Origin of the sequence: Paraburkholderia silvatlantica (assembly GCF_003096715.1) — a bacterium.
Lineage (GTDB): Bacteria > Pseudomonadota > Gammaproteobacteria > Burkholderiales > Burkholderiaceae > Paraburkholderia > Paraburkholderia silvatlantica.
On record NZ_QEOL01000035.1, the window covers coordinates 1 to 15,928 of the forward strand.

The following is a 15,928-nucleotide window of genomic DNA, read 5'->3' on the forward strand; positions in this document are numbered from 1 at the left end:
CCAGAACCCCGGTCTCTCCTGAAGAGAACCGGGGTTCTGGCGTTTGGGCTTCCGATGCCGGAAACACAAAAAGCCGTCCAGTGGACGGCTTTTTGTGTTGATGCCTCGAATTACTGCTGCGCCAGAAATTTCGTCGCCAAATGCACCCAAAACGACGATCCAACCGGCAGCAGTTGATCGTTGAAGTCATAGCTCGCGTTGTGCAGCATGCAAGGGCCTGCGCCGTGTCCCGCATCCCGGTGGCCGCCTTCGCCATTGCCTAGAAACGCGTAGCAGCCGGGCTTCTCCAGCAGCATGAACGAGAAGTCCTCGGCGCCCATGGTCGGCTCGACGTCCGCATCGACGTGATCGGCGCCGACCACCTCACGCATGACCTCCGCGGCGAACTGCGCCTCTGCGCTACTGTTCACCGTCGGGGGATAGTTGCGATGGAAGGTGATATCGACCGAGCAGTCGTACGCTTCAGCCGTGCTTTCGGCGATCTTGCGCAATCGCGATTCGATCAGATCCAGCGTCTCCGTCGTAAAGGTGCGCACCGTGCCCGCGATCCAGGCTGTATTCGGCACCACATTGACCGCGTCGCCCGCATGAATCTGCGTGATCGAGAGCACGGCCGTATCGAGCGGCTTCTTGTTGCGCGTGATGATGCTCTGCAATCCGTTCGCGATCTGCACTGCTGTGAAGACCGGATCCCGGCCGTTATGCGGCAACGCGGCATGCGAACCTACGCCCTTGATTTCAATTCGAAATTCGTTGCTTGAGGCCATAATCGGCCCTTCGGTCACGCCGAAGTAGCCGGCCGGCATGCCAGGCCAGTTGTGAATGCCGAAAACGGCATCCACCGGAAATTGCGTGAAGAGGCCATCTTCGATCATGGCTTTCGCGCCTGCGCCGCCTTCTTCAGCAGGCTGGAAAATAAAGACGATCGTGCCGTCGAACTGTCCGTGCTGCGCGAGATATTGCGCCGCGCCAAGCAACATCGCCGTATGGCCGTCGTGGCCGCACGCGTGCATCTTGCCTTCGTTGCGCGAGCGATGATCGAACGTGTTGAGTTCCTGGATCGGCAACGCGTCCATATCGGCGCGCAATCCGACCATTCGTTTGCCGGTGCCGCGTTTGAGCACGCCGACGACACCGGTCTTGCCCATGCCCCGATGCACGTTAATACCCCATTCTGTGAGCTTTGCCGCAACGAGGTCGGAGGTCTGGGTTTCTTCGTAGCGCAGTTCGGGATGCGCGTGGATCGTTCGTCGGAGGCCCTGAATTTCGCCTTGCGCGGCCTGGATTTCCGGAATCAGTTTCATGGCGGACGGTGCTCAAAAAGTGGGCGCCCGGCCTTTGTCTCCAAATAAACCGGGTCTAGACGGACCATTCTACGCCGAACCTTTTTTTTCGCGCCAACCCACCTGGTGCCGACAGGGCGCGCGCACTGGACATAATAAAATCGCAGTTACGACAGAACGCCTCACCCATGGATTCCCGATGAACGCCCCAGCCGAATTTGCCCGTGCAGTTTGCCCGCACGATTGCCCCGATACCTGCGCGATGCGCGTGACCGTCGAAAACGGCCGGGCGATCAAGGTGAGCGGCGACCCCGACCATCCGCCCACGCAGGGCGTGTTGTGCACGAAGGTGACCCGTTATGCCGAACGAGTCCATCACCCGAAGCGCTTGACGCAGCCAATGAAACGGGTCGGGCGCAAGGGGGAAGGGCGCTTCGAGCCGATCAGCTGGGACGAGGCCACCCGGATCGCCGCCGAACGCCTCGGCGAGATCGCGCGGCGTGCGCCCGAAGCCATCCTGCCGTACAGCTATGCCGGCACGATGGGGCTCGTTCAGGGCGACAGCATCGCCCAGCGCTTCTTTCACAAGCTCGGCGCGTCGCGTCTCGATCGAGCGATCTGCGCGGCAGCGGGCGCCGCTGGCCTGCGTTATACGTTCGGCTCGAGCCTCGGCATGCTCACGGAGTATTTCGCAGAAAGCGAAGTGATCCTGATCTGGGGCGCCAACCCGATCGCGTCGAACCTGCACTTCTGGACCCGCGCGCAAGAGGCGAAACGCAACGGCGCGAAGCTGATCGCGATCGATCCCTATCGTTCGCTCACGGCCGAGAAGTGCCATCAGCACATTGCGCTCAAGCCCGGCACAGATGGCGCGCTCGCGCTCGGGATGATGCACGTGCTGATCACCGAGGACCGGCTCGATCACGATTACATTGCGGCCCACACGCACGGCTTCGACGCGCTGAAGGCGCGTGCGCTCATCTACACGCCCGCGCGCGTTGCCGCGATCTGCGGCATCGAGGAACAGGTCGTCGTCGATCTCGCGCGCCTCTACGCCTCGACGCGCAAGACGGCAATTCGCATGAACTATGGCCTGCAACGCGTGCGCGGCGGCGGCAACGCCGTGCGCGCCATTGCCTGCCTGCCGGCGTTGACGGGCGCGTGGCGCGAGCGCGCGGGCGGCGTGCTGCTTTCCTCGTCGGGCTGGGCTCCTGTCGATGCGAACGCGCTCCAGCGTCCGGATCTGATCCCGGGTTGGCCGCAGCACCAGCCGCGCATCGTCAACATGAACCAGATCGGCGACGCGCTCACGCATACAGGCGACGCCGCATTCGGGCCGAAGGTCGAAGCGATCGTCGTCTACAACTCGAATCCGGTTGCGGTTGCGCCCGAGTCGGCGAAGGTCGCGGCTGGTTTTGCGCGCGAGGACCTCTTTACGATCGTGCTCGAGCAGTTCCAGACCGATACCGCCGATTACGCCGACCTGCTGCTACCCGCCACGACCCAGCTCGAACATCTCGACGTCCACAAGTCCTACGGCCACACGCACGTCATGGCGAACTTGCCTGCCATCGCGCCTGTTGGCGAGGCGCGGCCGAATACCGAAATCTTCCGTTGCATCGCGCGCGCGATGGGCCTGATCGAGCCGGCGTTGTTCGAAAGCGACGAAGACGTGGCGGCCCAGGCATTCGACTGGAGCGATCCCGCGCTGGGCGGCGCCGACTGGGCGGCGCTCAAACGCGCAGGCTGGCTGAAGCTGGACATTCCCGAAGCGCCGTTTGCGAACGGCGGTTTTCGCACGCCCACGGGCAAGTGCGAGTTCCGTAGCGAGGCGCTTGCGAAGGCCGGGCTCGATCCGCTGCCCGATTACCTGCCGCCGCATGAGTCGGCGGACGGCTCACCCGAGCTCGCAGCGCGTTATCCGCTGGCGATGATTTCGCCGCCTGCGCGCAACTTCCTCAACAGCACCTTCGTGAACGTGGAGAGCCTGCGCGCGACAGAAGGGGAGCCGCACGTGGACCTCCATCCGGCCGATGCCGCCCTCCGCGAGATTGCCGACGGCGACGAGGTTCGCGTGTTCAACGACCGCGGCTCGATGCGCGCACGCGCGCGCGTGACCGATCGGGCGCGCAGCGGCCTCGTGGTGGGCCTGTCGATCTGGTGGAAGAAGCTTGCGCCGGACGGCCGCAACGCCAACGAGGTGACGAGCCAGGCGCTCACCGACCTTGGCGGCTCGGCGACTTTCTACGATTGTCTCGTCGAGGTCGAGCGCGCCTGAAAGCGCCTCACGCTAGCGCTAGCGGCCCTGCAGCGCATGTTCGAGGGGCCTTTCTAACTCGCTGATTTGCTGACATAAAAGCGGGATCGCCATGCTACGATCCCATTTTTTAGCACGACCATTCGAAAAATCAAGGAGGAGACGCTGTATGGAAAAGGTCTGGCTGAAATCGTACCCGCCCGGCGTTCCCGCTGAAATCGACGCGAGCCGTTACGCGTCCATCACTGCGCTGCTCGAGGAGAGCTTCAGCGAATTCCGCGCAAAGCCCGCTTTCGCCTGCATGGGCAAGACGATCACCTACGGCGAGCTGGACCAGCTCTCCCAGCGCCTGGCCGCGTGGTTCCAGTCGCGCGGCATCGCACGTGGCGCGCGCATCGCGCTCATGATGCCCAACGTGCTCCAGTATCCGGTCGCGCTCGCCGCGGTGCTGCGCGCGGGATACGTCGTCGTGAACGTGAACCCGCTCTACACGCCGCGCGAACTCGAGCACCAGTTGAAGGACAGCGGCGCCGAGGCGATCGTCGTCCTCGAGAATTTCGCCGGGACCGTGAGCGCGGTCGTCGCCAATACGCGCGTGAAGCACGTGCTGGTCGCGGCGATGGGCGATCTCCTCGGCGCGAAGGGTTTCGTCGTCAATTTCGTCGTGCGGCGCGTGAAGAAGATGGTGCCCGCCTGGAACCTGCCCGGCCACGTGCGCTTCAATGACGCGCTCGCCGAAGGGGCGCGCAAAGGGTTCAAGCGCGTCGAGCAGACACCCGGGGACGTCGCCTTCCTCCAGTACACGGGCGGCACGACCGGTGTGGCCAAAGGGGCGACGCTGCTGCATCGCAACCTGATCGCGAACGTGCTGCAGTCGGCGGCATGGACCGAGCCCGCGCTTGCGAAATTGCCGTCCGGTGCGCAGCCTGCGACGGTCGCGGCACTGCCGCTTTATCACGTGTTTGCGTTGACCGTTTGCGGGCTCCTGACGCTGCGCACCGGCGGTCTCGCGATCCTGATTCCGAATCCGCGCGATATCGCCGGCATGATCAAGGCGCTGCGCGGCTACTCGATCACGTGTTTCCCCGCGGTGAACACGCTCTACAACGCGATGCTCAACCATCCGGATTTCGGCAATCTGGACTTCACGCACCTGCTCGTTGCGAACGGCGGCGGAATGGCGGTGCAGGAAGCGGTGGCGAGGCGCTGGTACGAGCGCACGCATACGCCGATCGTCGAAGGCTATGGCCTCTCGGAAACCTCGCCCAGCGTGACCTGCAATCCGGTCACGGCGACGGAATACACCGGCACGATCGGCTTGCCGCTGCCTTCCACCGAAATCTCGATCCGCGACGACGCCGGCAACGAACTGCCGATCGGCGAAGCGGGTGAGATCTGCATCCGCGGGCCGCAGGTAATGGCGGGCTACTGGCAGCGCCCGGAAGAAACGGCGAAGGTCATGACGCCGGACGGCTACTTCAAGTCGGGCGACATCGGTCTCATCGACGCGCGCGGGTATATCAAGCTCGTCGACCGCAAGAAGGACATGATTCTGGTCTCGGGCTTCAATGTCTATCCGAACGAAGTCGAGGACGTCGTGGCCAGGCTGCCGGGCGTGTTCGAAGTGGCGGCGGTGGGCGTGCCGGACCAGAATTCGGGCGAGGCAGTGAAGCTTTATATCGTCAAGAAGGATCCGGCGCTCACCGACCGGGACGTGTTCGAGTACTGCAAGACGCAGTTGACTGGCTACAAGCGGCCGAAGATCATCGAGTTCCGCAACGATCTGCCCAAGAGCAACGTCGGCAAGATCCTGCGCCGCGAGCTGCGCGACGGTCGCGCCTGAAAACGCAGGAGCGAAGCGAAAGGCCAGCGAGCCACGAGCGAAGAGCGGCCAGCCCATCGAGGGCTGGCCGCTTTTTTGTGCGCACTGTCGCGAAACGACAGAACGCGCCAAAGAAAAAAGGCGCCCGGAGGCGCCTTCGAGATTACAGCGACTGTTCTTCTTAGAACTTGTGGCGGATACCGACGCGAGCCGTGAACTGGTTGTCGTTGCTCGATGCCGTCAGGCCGTTGATCGACGCAACAGCGGAACCACCCGTCGAGTCGTGGCCCGAAGCGTGCTGGTACACGCCGATCAGGTAGACGTCCGTGCGCTTCGACAGGAAGTAGTCCGTGCCCAGTGCGTACTGGTAGTACTTTGCGCCGCTCTGGCTCGTGCCGTTCGCACGCGTGACGCTGTTGCCGTCCGTGTAGTCGAACGCGAAGCCAGCCAGCAGGGCCGGCGTGAACTGGTACTTGACGTTCGCTTCTACGTTGTTGAACGTAGCGTTCGTGCCGCGCTCGAAGATCGATGCCGAGGTCGCGCCGAGGTTGCGGAAGCTGACGTTTGAGTACGTCACGCCGAACGTTGCCGCGCCGAACGTGTATGCACCGCCTGCACCGATGACCTGGTACGTGTTGGCCGAAGCGAAGCCGCCATAAACCGTGTTGAACGTCGTGCCCGTCACGCCGCTCGTACCCGTCAGCGGCGAACTCGAACTGCCGGTGTTGAAGATACCGCCGAAAGCGTTCGGCGTACGCGCGTTCAAGTAACCAACGCCGAGCACGAGGGGACCGTTGTTATAGCCGGCACCCAACGACCAGATCTGGTTCGCCGAGAAGTTGCCTGCCTGGCCACCGAAGCTGTACGTGCCGCCGAACGTCAGGCCAGCGTAGTTGGCGCTGGTGAACTTGACCGTATTGTTCGTACGGTAGGCGTTGTTGAAGTTGTCCAGATCCTGCGGGTGAGCTGCGATGTAGCCGCCCCACTGGTCGCCGGCTTCGAGCGGGCCGACGTAGTCGACGACGGAGTCGTACTGGCGACCCAGCGTGACCGTGCCGAACTGGGCGCTCGAGAGGCCGACATAAGCCTGACGACCGAACATCAGGCCGCCCTGGCCGAGCTTGCCGGTGTTCACGTCAAAACCGTTTTCGAGCACGAAGACTGCCTTCAGGCCGCCGCCGAGGTCTTCAGCGCCGCGCAGGCCGAAACGGCTGCCTTGCATCACGCCGCTCGACAGGTTGTACAGGTGCTTGCCACCCGCGTTCGTGTTGATGTTGAAACCTTCGTCGATGATGCCGTACAGCGTGACGCTGCTCTGAGCGTGAGCAACGCCCGCGAACGCGCCCAGCGCTGCCAGCGCGAGAAGCGACTTCTTCATTGAATGATCTCCAGTGTTTGCGAATCTTTTGCGTCTTGTAACGGAACCGGTTTTTTATCGTGCGTGGTCCCGTCCTTCTAACTTCGCGAGAAGTTGCCACGTAATGTAACAAAAGGGTTAATAGTCACAAAGGAAAAGCCAGGGCACCGCTAAGTACCTGTTTCGTTTACACAACATGGTCTAGAATACGCGGCTATCTATCGGCTCTGCCCCGGATTGACGGATCTCCGTGAGTTTGTGTAGGGGTGGAGAGGCAGTCCGGGCGAGCGGGGAAATCCGGCTCGCCGAAGAAACGAAAGGGAGGCTGGATGCTGCTAGACGACTTGATTACCGAATTCGACCGGGGCCTGCGCTCGCTCACCGGCGTGTCGCGCATGACGCGTCCGATGCCGCAGCCTTCCCCCGTTACCATCGAAGTGACGCCCGAGGGCGATGCCATGCCAGCCGGCAGCGAACTCACACCTGCCGAGCGCACGCATGCCGCCGGCCTCATGCGCGTCAACCACGTCGGCGAAGTGTGCGCGCAGGCGCTGTATCAGGCGCAGAAAATCTCGGCGCGCTCGCCGTCTTTGAAGGCAACCTTCGAGCAGGCTGCGCGCGAAGAAGAGGATCACCTCGCGTGGACCTCGCGCCGCCTGCAGGCGCTCGACTCGCGTCCGAGCCTGCTCAATCCGCTCTGGTACGCGGGCGCACTCGCGATCGGCTTCGCCGCCGGCCGTCTGGGCGACAAGGTGAGTCTCGGCTTCATGGCCGAAACCGAACGCCAGGTCGAGCATCATCTCGACAGCCACCTCGACAGCCTGCCGCCCGCCGATCTCGAGTCGCGCGCGGTCGTCGAGCAGATGCGCGCCGACGAAATCTCGCACGCAAAATCGGCCACCGATCTGGGCGGAGCCGAATTGCCTTTGCCGGTGCGTTCGCTAATGCGTGTAGCATCGAAAGTCATGACGCGCACCGCCTACTACATCTGATTAATGGACTTGGGCCGGCAATCGCTGTCGGCTCAAATCCGGATTAATCTTTCAGAGCTTTCAGCACACGGTTTTAACCCCCGCAAGCCCCCGCTCGATCCCGCCGAAGGCCGTTTATCGCCGCGCTTTTCACGTATCACCTTCAGAACCTGCGTTAGCTCATTCATTCATAACGGTTTTTGGCTTTTGTCCGGACTTCAACAAGTGCCGCTAAGTCCTTGTTCTAGCGGATAAATTTCGTCAAAAAACGTCCAGTCTCCCTTGACCCTCGTTGGGCGTTCCTCTAAAGTGGGAGACAGTGTGAGAAAGTGTATTTTTGTGTGATTTCAGGCGCGTATTCAGGTAGATTTTCCAGGCGGGCGGCGAAAAGCGCCGCATTAGGGGGAGCAAATTGTTCCAGGGGGCGTCGGCGCTGACACTCGATGCGAAAGGACGGATGTCGATTCCGTCGCGCTATCGGGAAGCGCTGCAACAACAGGCAGAAGGACGGGTGACGATCACCAAGCACCCGGACGGCTGCCTGTTGCTGTTTCCGCGCCCCGAATGGGAGGTGTTCCGCTCGAAGGTCGCCGCGTTGCCGATGGACGCGCACTGGTGGCGCCGCATTTTTCTGGGCAATGCGTCCGACGTCGATGTCGACAGTGCGGGCCGCGTGCTCGTCTCACCTGAATTACGTCTGGCGGCAGGAATGGAAAAGGAAGTCATGCTGCTCGGCATGGGTAGTCATTTTGAGTTGTGGGATGCGCAGACCTACGCCGCCAAGGAGCAGGCGGCGATGGCGCAGGGCATGCCCGACGCCTTGAAAAATTTCACGTTCTGATCGCGGTTCAAAAAGCTATGGCATCTGCGATGGGACAGGGACTGCAGCATCGCACGGTGCTGCTGGACGAAGCGGTGAACGCGCTGATCACGCGCGCGGACGGCGTCTATGTGGACGGCACGTTCGGCCGCGGCGGGCACAGTCGCGCGATCCTCGGGCGTCTCGGCGAGGCGGGGCGCCTGATCGCGTTCGACAAGGACCCGCTGGCGATCGCGACCGCGCAAACCGTGAACGACGCGCGGTTTTCGATCGTGCATGAGAGTTTTGCTTCGCTGCGCGACGAGCTCGCGTCGCGCGGGGTAGGGCGTGTGTCGGGAGTGTTGCTGGACCTTGGCGTGTCGTCGCCGCAGTTCGACGATCCGCAGCGCGGTTTCAGCTTCCGCGCGGATGGTCCGCTCGACATGCGGATGGACCCGACGCGCGGCGAGTCCGCCGCTGACTGGCTCGCTCGGGCCACGGTGCAGGAACTGACGGAGGTAATTCGCGATTATGGGGAAGAACGGTTTGCTTTTCAGATTGCAAAGGCGCTTGTTGCTCGCCGGGCAGAGTCCGACCGTCTCGGGCCTCTCGACAGCACGGGCGAGCTTGCCCAAATCGTGGCTAACGTCGTCAAAACCCGTGAGAAGGGGAAGGACCCGGCAACCCGCACCTTTCAAGCTATACGGATTCACGTCAATCAAGAGCTTGCGGAGCTGCAGGTCGTTCTAGAAGCAGCACTGTCGTTGCTGGAACAGGGGGGGCGGCTGGTGGTCATCAGCTTTCATTCGCTCGAAGACCGGATCGTCAAGCGGTTCATGCAGGCGCACGCGAGCGCGCCGGCGGTGGACCGTCGCCTGCCGATCCGCGCCGTCGACCTGCCGAGCCCGCCGCTCAAGCTGCTCGGCCGCGTGTTCGCGAGCGACGAGGAAGTCGCCGCGAACCCGCGCGCCCGCTCGGCCGTGATGCGCATCGCGGAGCGCATCACGCCATGAATCGTCTGAACATCTTCCTGCTGATCGTCGTCATGGGGTGCGCGCTTTCCGTCGTGAACGCCACCAATCAGCAGCGCCAGATCTTCATCCAGTTGCAACGCGCGCAGTCGCAGGAGCATCAGCTCCAGCAGGACTACGCACAGCTTCAATATCAGCAGAGCGCGCTGTCGAGAACGTCGCGCATCGAACAGATCGCCACCGACTCGCTCAAGATGCAGCCCGTCACGACCGGACGCACGCAATATCTGACGCTCGCGCCCGGCAGCGCAGCCGCTGTCGACGCACCCGTGCCGACCCCGGCGCCCCCGCAGGGCGCCGCGCCCACGCCTGGCCGCCGCGGAGGCGCGCGATGAAAAAGGACAATCGCCGCAAGAGCGTCGCCTTCAGCGCCAACCCCATTCTCTCCGTGCGCCTGCCGATGTGGCGCTCGAAGCTCGTCGTGTTCCTGCTCTTCATGGCGTTCGTCGCGCTCGCCGCGCGCGCGTTCTGGATTCAGGGCCCGGGCAACGCGTTCTATCAAAAACAGGGCGAAAGCCGCTACCAGCGCACGATCGAGTTGCCGGCGACGCGCGGCAAGATTCTCGACCGTAACGGCCTCGTGCTCGCCACGAGCCTGCCCGTGCGCGCGATCTGGGCGATTCCCGAAGCCGTGCCCGACGATCTCGGCGCCGACAAGCTCAACCAGCTCGGCGCGCTGCTCGGCATGAACACGAAAGAGCTGCGCGCGAAGCTCTCCGAAGACAAGACGTTCGTGTACGTGAAGCGCCAGGTGCCGCTCGACGTCGCGCAGAAAGTGACGGCGCTCGACATTCCGGGCATCTACCAGCGCAACGAATACAAGCGCTTTTATCCGGAAGGCGACGTCACCGCGCATTTGATCGGTTTCACCAACGTCGAGGACGAAGGTCAGGAAGGCGTCGAACTATCGGACCAGAAGGTGCTCGCGGGCGTGCCGGGCATCCGCCACGTCATCAAGGACCGCATGGGCCACATCGTCGAGGACGTCGACGAAACGGTCGTGCCCCACGATGGCACGGACGTCGAGCTGTCGATCGACAGCAAGATTCAGTACATCGCCTATTCGAACCTGAAAGCGGCCGTCGAGAAGTTCAAGGCCAAGGCCGGCGCCGCGATGGTGGTGGACGTGCGCACGGGCGAAGTGCTCGCGCTCGTGAACTATCCGACCTACAACCCGAACGACCGCTCGCACCTCACGGGCGAGCAGTTGCGCAACCGCATTCTCACCGACGTGTTCGAACCGGGCTCGATCATGAAGCCCTTCACGGTGTCGCTCGCGCTGGATCTGCATCGCGTCTCGCCGAGTACACTGGTGGATACGGGCCCGGGCCACTTCACGCTCGACGGCGCGACCATCACCGACGACGCGGCGTTCGGCGTCCTGACGGTCGGCGGCGTGATCCAGAAGTCGAGCAACATCGGCGCGACCAAGATCGCGATGACGCTCAAGCCCGAAGAAATGTGGGACATGTACACCAGCATCGGTCTCGGTCAGGCGCCGAAGGTCGGGTTCCCCGGCGCGGCGGCGGGCCGTTTGCGTCCGTGGAAAAGCTGGCGCCGCATCGAGCAGGCGACCATGTCCTACGGCTACGGCCTCTCCGTTTCGCTGTTCCAGCTCGCGCGCGCGTATACGGCCATCGCGCATGACGGCCAGATTCTGCCTGTGACGATCTTCCGCCACCCCGGCGACACGCAGCCGGTGCAGGGCACCCAGGTCTTCGCGCCGACCACGGCGCGTGAAGTGCGCACGATGCTGGAGAGCGTGGTGTCGAAGGACGGCACCTCGCCCGACGCCGCCGTGCCCGGCTACCGCGTGGGCGGCAAGTCCGGTACGGCTTATAAGCACGGCGCGCACGGCTACGATCATTCGAAATACCGCGCGTCGTTCGTCGGCATGGCGCCGATGCCGAATCCGCGCATCGTCGTGGCCGTCACGGTCGACGAGCCGACGGCCGGCAGCCACTTCGGCGGCGCGGTGTCGGGTCCGGTGTTCTCGGGCATCGTCGGCGATACGCTGCGCTCGCTCAACGTCCCGCCGGACATGCCGGTGAAGCAGCTCGTCGTCGAGGACAACAGCTCTGCCGGCGCTTCGGCCCCGGCCGTCGCGAACGCACCCGCTACGCCTGTGAAGCGCGTGGCGAATACGAGCGCCGCGAAAAACGCCGCAGCCGCGCATCACATGACCGTCGCGGACAACGCGAAAAATCGACCCGGAGTCGTCCGATGAGCGCCACGCGCACCCAGCATCCCGCGCACCGGCAGATCGCGGACGCGCTCGCATGGCTGCGCGCGCACGTCGCGCCCGCAGCCGGCCTGCACGCCGACACGCGTTCGCTCAAGCCGGGCGACGTGTTTCTCGCTTACGCCGTCGAAGGCGCGGACAACCGTCCGCACATCGCCAACGCGATCGAGCGTGGCGCCGCGGCCGTGCTCTATCAGCCGGAGGGCTATACGGGCGACACGCTCGACGCGTCGATCGCGCTCGCTGTGCCGCAACTCGACGGGCTCGCAGGGGATATCGCCAGCGGCTGGTATGGCGACCCGAGCGATGCCATGCTCGTGGTCGGCGTGACGGGCACGAACGGCAAGACGTCGTGCAGCCAGTGGATCGCCTCGGCGTTCACGGCCATCGGCCAGAAGTGCGCGATCGTCGGCACGCTGGGCACGGGTTTTCCGGGCCAGCTCGTGCATACGGGCTTCACGACACCCGATGCGCCGCAACTGCAGCGCAGCCTCGCGCAATTGCGTGGCGAAGGCGCACAGGCGATTGCGATGGAAGTCTCCTCGCACGCGCTGCATCAGGGTCGCGTGAACGGCACCTCGTTCGACATCGCCGTCTTCACGAATCTCACGCAAGACCATCTCGACTATCACCACACGTTCGAGGCCTACGAGGCCGCGAAGGCGCGTCTGTTCGCTTGGCCGGGCCTGCGCGCCGCGATCGTCAACGCCGACGACGCAGCGGGGCGCCGCCTGATCGCCGCGACGCGCGGCAAGGCTCGCACGATTGCATACAGCGTGGCGACGCCCGCGGCCGACGCACCCGTTGCCGACGCGTGGCTGCGCGCGAGCGACGTGCGAGCGACTGCCACCGGCACGGCGTTCCGTCTGGAAACGTCGGACTGGGGCGAGGCGCAAGTCGAGGCACATGTTCTCGGCCTCTTCAACGTGAGCAATCTGCTCGGCGTGCTCGGCGCGCTCTTTGCGGCAAACGTGCCGCTCGTCGCGGCGCTCAACGAGATCGCGAGGCTGCAGCCGGTGAACGGCCGCATGGAGCGTCTTGGCGGCCGCGCCGATCACGACGAGCCGCTCGTCGTGATCGATTACGCGCATACGCCGGACGCGCTCGAAAAAACGCTCGAAGCGCTGCGCCCGATGGCAGCCGCACGCGGCGGCCAGCTCGTCTGCATGTTCGGCTGCGGCGGCGATCGCGACGCGACCAAGCGCCCGCTCATGGGCGCGATCGCAGAACGTCTCGCCGACCAGGTCGTCGTGACGAGCGATAACCCGCGCAGCGAATCGCCCGCTGCGATCATCGACCAGATCGCGCAAGGCATGCGCGAGCCCGCGAAGGCGCGCCGCATCGAGGACCGCGCGAGCGCGATCCTGCAAGCGGTGCGCGGCGCGGCGCGCGAAGACGTCGTCTTGCTGGCCGGCAAGGGCCATGAGGCGACCCAGGAAATCATGGGCAAGAAGCGCGCGTTCTCCGATCAGGACCACGCGCGGCTTGCACTCGCCGCCCGTGCGACGCACGGGCGCGGAGGTGGTGAATGACGATGCTTTCCCTGCGCGAAGCCGCGGCGCTGATTCCCGGCGCGAGCGTCCTCGGCGACGAGAACGCGACGTTCGAGCGCATTTCGACCGACAGCCGCACTGCGGGCCCCGGCGATCTCTTCGTCGCGCTCAAGGGCGACCGCTTCGACGCGCACGACTTTCTCGGCGAGGTCGCGGGCCGCCATGTGAGCGCCGCGCTCGTTTCGCGCAGCCCAGGCGACTGGCGCATGCCCGCGCTGCGCGTGGACGACACGCGCAAGGCGCTCGGCGCGCTCGCGCTCGGCTGGCGCCGCCGCTTTTCGATGCCGCTCGTCGCCGTGACGGGCAGCAACGGCAAGACGACGGTCAAGGAAATGATCGCGTCGATCTTTGCGGCGGCCGTCGGTGAAAATTCGCGTCTCGCGACCACCGGAAACCTCAATAACGACATCGGCGTGCCGTTAACGCTGCTGCGTTTGAGCGGCGTTCATCAACTGGCGGTGGTCGAACTCGGCATGAATCATCCGGGCGAGACCGAGTTGCTCGCGAAATTCGCCGAGCCGACGGTCGCGGTGGTGAACAACGCGCAGCGCGAGCATCAGGAATTCATGGCGACGGTGGAAGCCGTCGCGCTCGAGCATGCGAGCGTGATCCATGCGCTCAAGCCCACGGGCGTCGCGGTATTTCCCGCCGACGATGCCTACGCGAGCATCTGGCGCGTGGCGGCAACGGGTTCGCGCATTCTCGACTTCGCGCTGCACACGGAAGCAAGCGCAGTCGAAGCGGCCGTCACCGGCAAGCTCGTTGGCGCGCGGGGTGGCAACCGTCTCGCGATCGCGACGCCGGAAGGCCATCTCGAAGTGGAGTTGAAGGTGCTGGGCGCGCACAACGCGCACAACGCGCTCGCGGCCACCGCGGCGGCGCTTGCGTCGGGCGTCTCGCTCGAAGCAATCGGCCGCGGACTGGAAGCGTTCGAGCCGGTGAAGGGCCGCCTGCAGGTGAAGCGCGCGGCGCTCGGCGAGCTGGCGGGCGCGGCGGTGATCGACGACACCTACAACGCGAATCCCGATTCGGTGCGTGCGGCGATCGACGTGCTCGCTTCGCGCATGTCGCCGCGCGTGCTGGTGCTGGGCGACATGGGCGAAGTCGGCGACGACGGTCCCGCGTTTCACCGCGAGGTGGGCGCTTACGCGAAGCAACGCGGCATCGACGCGCTCTACACGCTCGGCGACGCCGCGCGTGACAGCGCAGCGGCGTTCGGCGCGCAGGCGCTGCATTCGGCGGACGTGGGCGAACTCGTGCGCGCGCTGGCCGGCGCTGGTTATGGCGCCGGCGCGACCATTCTCGTGAAAGGCTCGCGCTTCATGCAGATGGAGCGCGTGGTGGCGGCGTTGACAAATCCGCTCACGAATCCGCAAAACCCTGCGCCGGACGCCCAGTCCGGTGCGCTCTGAAATAGTAAGGAATACAAGGCATGCTACTGGCGCTGGCGCAATGGCTGCAGAATGACGCAAGCTTCTTGCGCGTGTTCAGTTATCTGACGTTCCGTGCGGTGATGGCCACCATCACCGCGATGGCGATCGGGCTTTTCCTCGGCCCCCTGGTGATCCGCAAGCTCACCGCAATGAAGGTCGGCCAGGCCGTGCGTACGGACGGCCCGCAAACTCACCTCGTGAAGTCCGGCACGCCCACCATGGGCGGCGTGCTCATTCTGTTGGGCATCGCGGTTTCCACCTTGCTGTGGGGCGATCTCACGAACCGCTTCATCTGGATCGTGATGCTCGTCACGTTCGGCTTCGGCGCGATCGGCTGGGTCGACGACTATCGCAAGGTGGTCTACAAGGACCCGCGCGGCATGTCTTCGCGCGAGAAGTACTTCTGGCAGTCGGTGATCGGCTTGTTCGCCGCGGTGTACCTCGCATTCAGCGTGTCCGAAGCGAGCAACGTGCGCGTGTTCGATCTCTTCATGGCGTGGGTGCGCAGCGGTCTGTCGATGGGGCTGCCCGCGCGCGCCGACCTGCTGCTGCCGTTCCTCAAGTCGATCAGCTATCCGCTCGGCGTGTGGGGCTTCATCGCGCTCACCTACTTCGTGATCGTCGGCGCCAGTAACGCCGTGAACCTCACCGATGGCCTCGACGGTCTCGTCATCATGCCCGTCGTGCTGGTCGGTGCGTCGCTCGGCGTGTTCGCGTATGTGATGGGCAGCTCGGTCTACTCGAAGTATCTGCTCTTTCCGCACATCGCCGGCGCGGGCGAACTGCTCATTTTCTGTTCGGCGATGGGCGGGGCAGGTCTCGCGTTCCTCTGGTTCAACACGTATCCGGCGCAGGTGTTCATGGGCGACGTGGGCGCGCTCGCGCTCGGCGGCGCGCTTGGCACCATTGCGGTGATCGTGCGCCAGGAAATCGTGCTTTTCATCATGGGCGGCATCTTCGTCGCGGAGACGCTCTCCGTGATGCTCCAGGTCACGTGGTTCAAGTACACGAAAAAGCGTTACGGCGAAGGGCGCCGCATCTTCAAGATGGCGCCGCTGCATCACCATTTCGAGTTGTCTGGCTGGAAAGAAACGCAAGTTGTCGTGCGTTTCTGGGTCATCACGCTGATGCTGTGTCTGATCGGTCTGTCCACGCTCAAGCTGCGTTGAGCCTTTAAGCA

Annotated in this window: 12 protein-coding genes; 10 read left to right on the forward strand and 2 right to left on the reverse strand. The window is 64.3% G+C overall.

Annotated elements, in window-relative coordinates:
* Positions 1 to 110: 110 nt before the first annotated feature.
* On the reverse strand, positions 111 to 1,304 hold the full coding sequence (locus C7411_RS33080; RefSeq protein ID WP_110388332.1) for a M20 aminoacylase family protein: 1,194 nt from the start codon (positions 1,302 to 1,304) through the stop codon (positions 111 to 113).
* A gap of 178 nt (positions 1,305 to 1,482) precedes the next feature.
* Here C7411_RS33080 and C7411_RS33085 point away from each other — a divergent pair, with 178 nt between their 5' ends.
* Together C7411_RS33085 and C7411_RS33090 are read left to right on the forward strand one after the other, a co-directional pair.
* Entirely contained in the window at positions 1,483 to 3,561 is a 2,079-nt protein-coding gene (locus C7411_RS33085) for a molybdopterin-containing oxidoreductase family protein (protein ID WP_110388333.1), read from the forward strand.
* Positions 3,562 to 3,709: 148 nt separating this feature from the next.
* Complete coding sequence (locus C7411_RS33090) at positions 3,710 to 5,383, forward strand: long-chain fatty acid--CoA ligase (protein ID WP_110388334.1); 1,674 nt, start codon at positions 3,710 to 3,712, stop codon at positions 5,381 to 5,383.
* 160 nt (positions 5,384 to 5,543) lie between these two features.
* Here the strand turns inward: C7411_RS33090 and C7411_RS33095 are convergent, their stop codons facing one another.
* On the reverse strand, positions 5,544 to 6,740 hold the full coding sequence (locus tag C7411_RS33095; protein WP_110388335.1) for a porin: 1,197 nt from the start codon (positions 6,738 to 6,740) through the stop codon (positions 5,544 to 5,546).
* A 308-nt stretch (positions 6,741 to 7,048) separates the two neighbouring features.
* Here C7411_RS33095 and coq7 point away from each other — a divergent pair, with 308 nt between their 5' ends.
* The 8 genes from coq7 (at position 7,049) to mraY (ending at position 15,917) form a co-directional block, all read left to right on the forward strand.
* On the forward strand, positions 7,049 to 7,711 hold the full coding sequence (gene coq7 / locus C7411_RS33100) for a 2-polyprenyl-3-methyl-6-methoxy-1,4-benzoquinone monooxygenase (RefSeq protein WP_110388336.1): 663 nt from the start codon (positions 7,049 to 7,051) through the stop codon (positions 7,709 to 7,711).
* A gap of 391 nt (positions 7,712 to 8,102) precedes the next feature.
* A complete protein-coding gene (gene mraZ, locus C7411_RS33105; protein ID WP_028207782.1) occupies positions 8,103 to 8,531 on the forward strand; it encodes a division/cell wall cluster transcriptional repressor MraZ in 429 nt (142 codons plus the stop codon).
* Positions 8,532 to 8,548: 17 nt separating this feature from the next.
* Positions 8,549 to 9,502 carry a 16S rRNA (cytosine(1402)-N(4))-methyltransferase RsmH gene (gene rsmH, locus C7411_RS33110; protein ID WP_110388337.1) on the forward strand — a complete coding sequence of 318 codons (954 nt, stop codon included), beginning with the start codon at positions 8,549 to 8,551 and terminating at the stop codon, positions 9,500 to 9,502.
* Positions 9,499 to 9,855 (forward strand): cell division protein FtsL, encoded by a 357-nt coding sequence (gene ftsL / locus C7411_RS33115; RefSeq protein WP_110388338.1) that lies wholly within the window; start codon positions 9,499 to 9,501, stop codon positions 9,853 to 9,855. The genes rsmH and ftsL overlap by 4 nt, the downstream gene beginning before the upstream one ends.
* Positions 9,852 to 11,747, forward strand: coding sequence for a peptidoglycan D,D-transpeptidase FtsI family protein (locus C7411_RS33120; protein WP_110388339.1), 1,896 nt, complete (start codon positions 9,852 to 9,854; stop codon positions 11,745 to 11,747). Before ftsL ends, C7411_RS33120 begins: the two co-directional genes overlap by 4 nt.
* Positions 11,744 to 13,294: a UDP-N-acetylmuramoyl-L-alanyl-D-glutamate--2,6-diaminopimelate ligase gene (locus C7411_RS33125; RefSeq protein ID WP_110388340.1), complete on the forward strand. Its 1,551-nt coding sequence runs from the start codon at positions 11,744 to 11,746 to the stop codon at positions 13,292 to 13,294. Before C7411_RS33120 ends, C7411_RS33125 begins: the two co-directional genes overlap by 4 nt.
* The gene (locus tag C7411_RS33130) at positions 13,291 to 14,727 is read left to right on the forward strand and encodes a UDP-N-acetylmuramoyl-tripeptide--D-alanyl-D-alanine ligase (protein ID WP_110388341.1); all 1,437 of its coding nucleotides are present in this window, start codon (positions 13,291 to 13,293) and stop codon (positions 14,725 to 14,727) included. The genes C7411_RS33125 and C7411_RS33130 overlap by 4 nt, the downstream gene beginning before the upstream one ends.
* A 20-nt stretch (positions 14,728 to 14,747) precedes the next feature.
* Positions 14,748 to 15,917, forward strand: a complete 1,170-nt coding sequence (gene mraY, locus C7411_RS33135; protein WP_042270300.1) for a phospho-N-acetylmuramoyl-pentapeptide-transferase — start codon at positions 14,748 to 14,750, stop codon at positions 15,915 to 15,917.
* Positions 15,918 to 15,928: the final 11 nt, after the last annotated feature.

Bases quoted from the DNA above. Each gene is read 5' to 3' on its own strand.
- C7411_RS33080 (WP_110388332.1), bottom strand. From the start codon at position 1,304: ATGAAACTGATTCCGGAAATCCAGGCCGCGCAAGGCGAAATTCAGGGC.
- C7411_RS33085 (WP_110388333.1), top strand. From the start codon at position 1,483: ATGAACGCCCCAGCCGAATTTGCCCGTGCAGTTTGCCCGCACGATTGC.
- C7411_RS33090 (WP_110388334.1), top strand. From the start codon at position 3,710: ATGGAAAAGGTCTGGCTGAAATCGTACCCGCCCGGCGTTCCCGCTGAA.
- C7411_RS33095 (WP_110388335.1), bottom strand. From the start codon at position 6,740: ATGAAGAAGTCGCTTCTCGCGCTGGCAGCGCTGGGCGCGTTCGCGGGC.
- coq7 (WP_110388336.1), top strand. From the start codon at position 7,049: ATGCTGCTAGACGACTTGATTACCGAATTCGACCGGGGCCTGCGCTCG.
- rsmH (WP_110388337.1), top strand. From the start codon at position 8,549: ATGGCATCTGCGATGGGACAGGGACTGCAGCATCGCACGGTGCTGCTG.
- ftsL (WP_110388338.1), top strand. From the start codon at position 9,499: ATGAATCGTCTGAACATCTTCCTGCTGATCGTCGTCATGGGGTGCGCG.
- C7411_RS33120 (WP_110388339.1), top strand. From the start codon at position 9,852: ATGAAAAAGGACAATCGCCGCAAGAGCGTCGCCTTCAGCGCCAACCCC.
- C7411_RS33125 (WP_110388340.1), top strand. From the start codon at position 11,744: ATGAGCGCCACGCGCACCCAGCATCCCGCGCACCGGCAGATCGCGGAC.
- C7411_RS33130 (WP_110388341.1), top strand. From the start codon at position 13,291: ATGACGATGCTTTCCCTGCGCGAAGCCGCGGCGCTGATTCCCGGCGCG.
- mraY (WP_042270300.1), top strand. From the start codon at position 14,748: ATGCTACTGGCGCTGGCGCAATGGCTGCAGAATGACGCAAGCTTCTTG.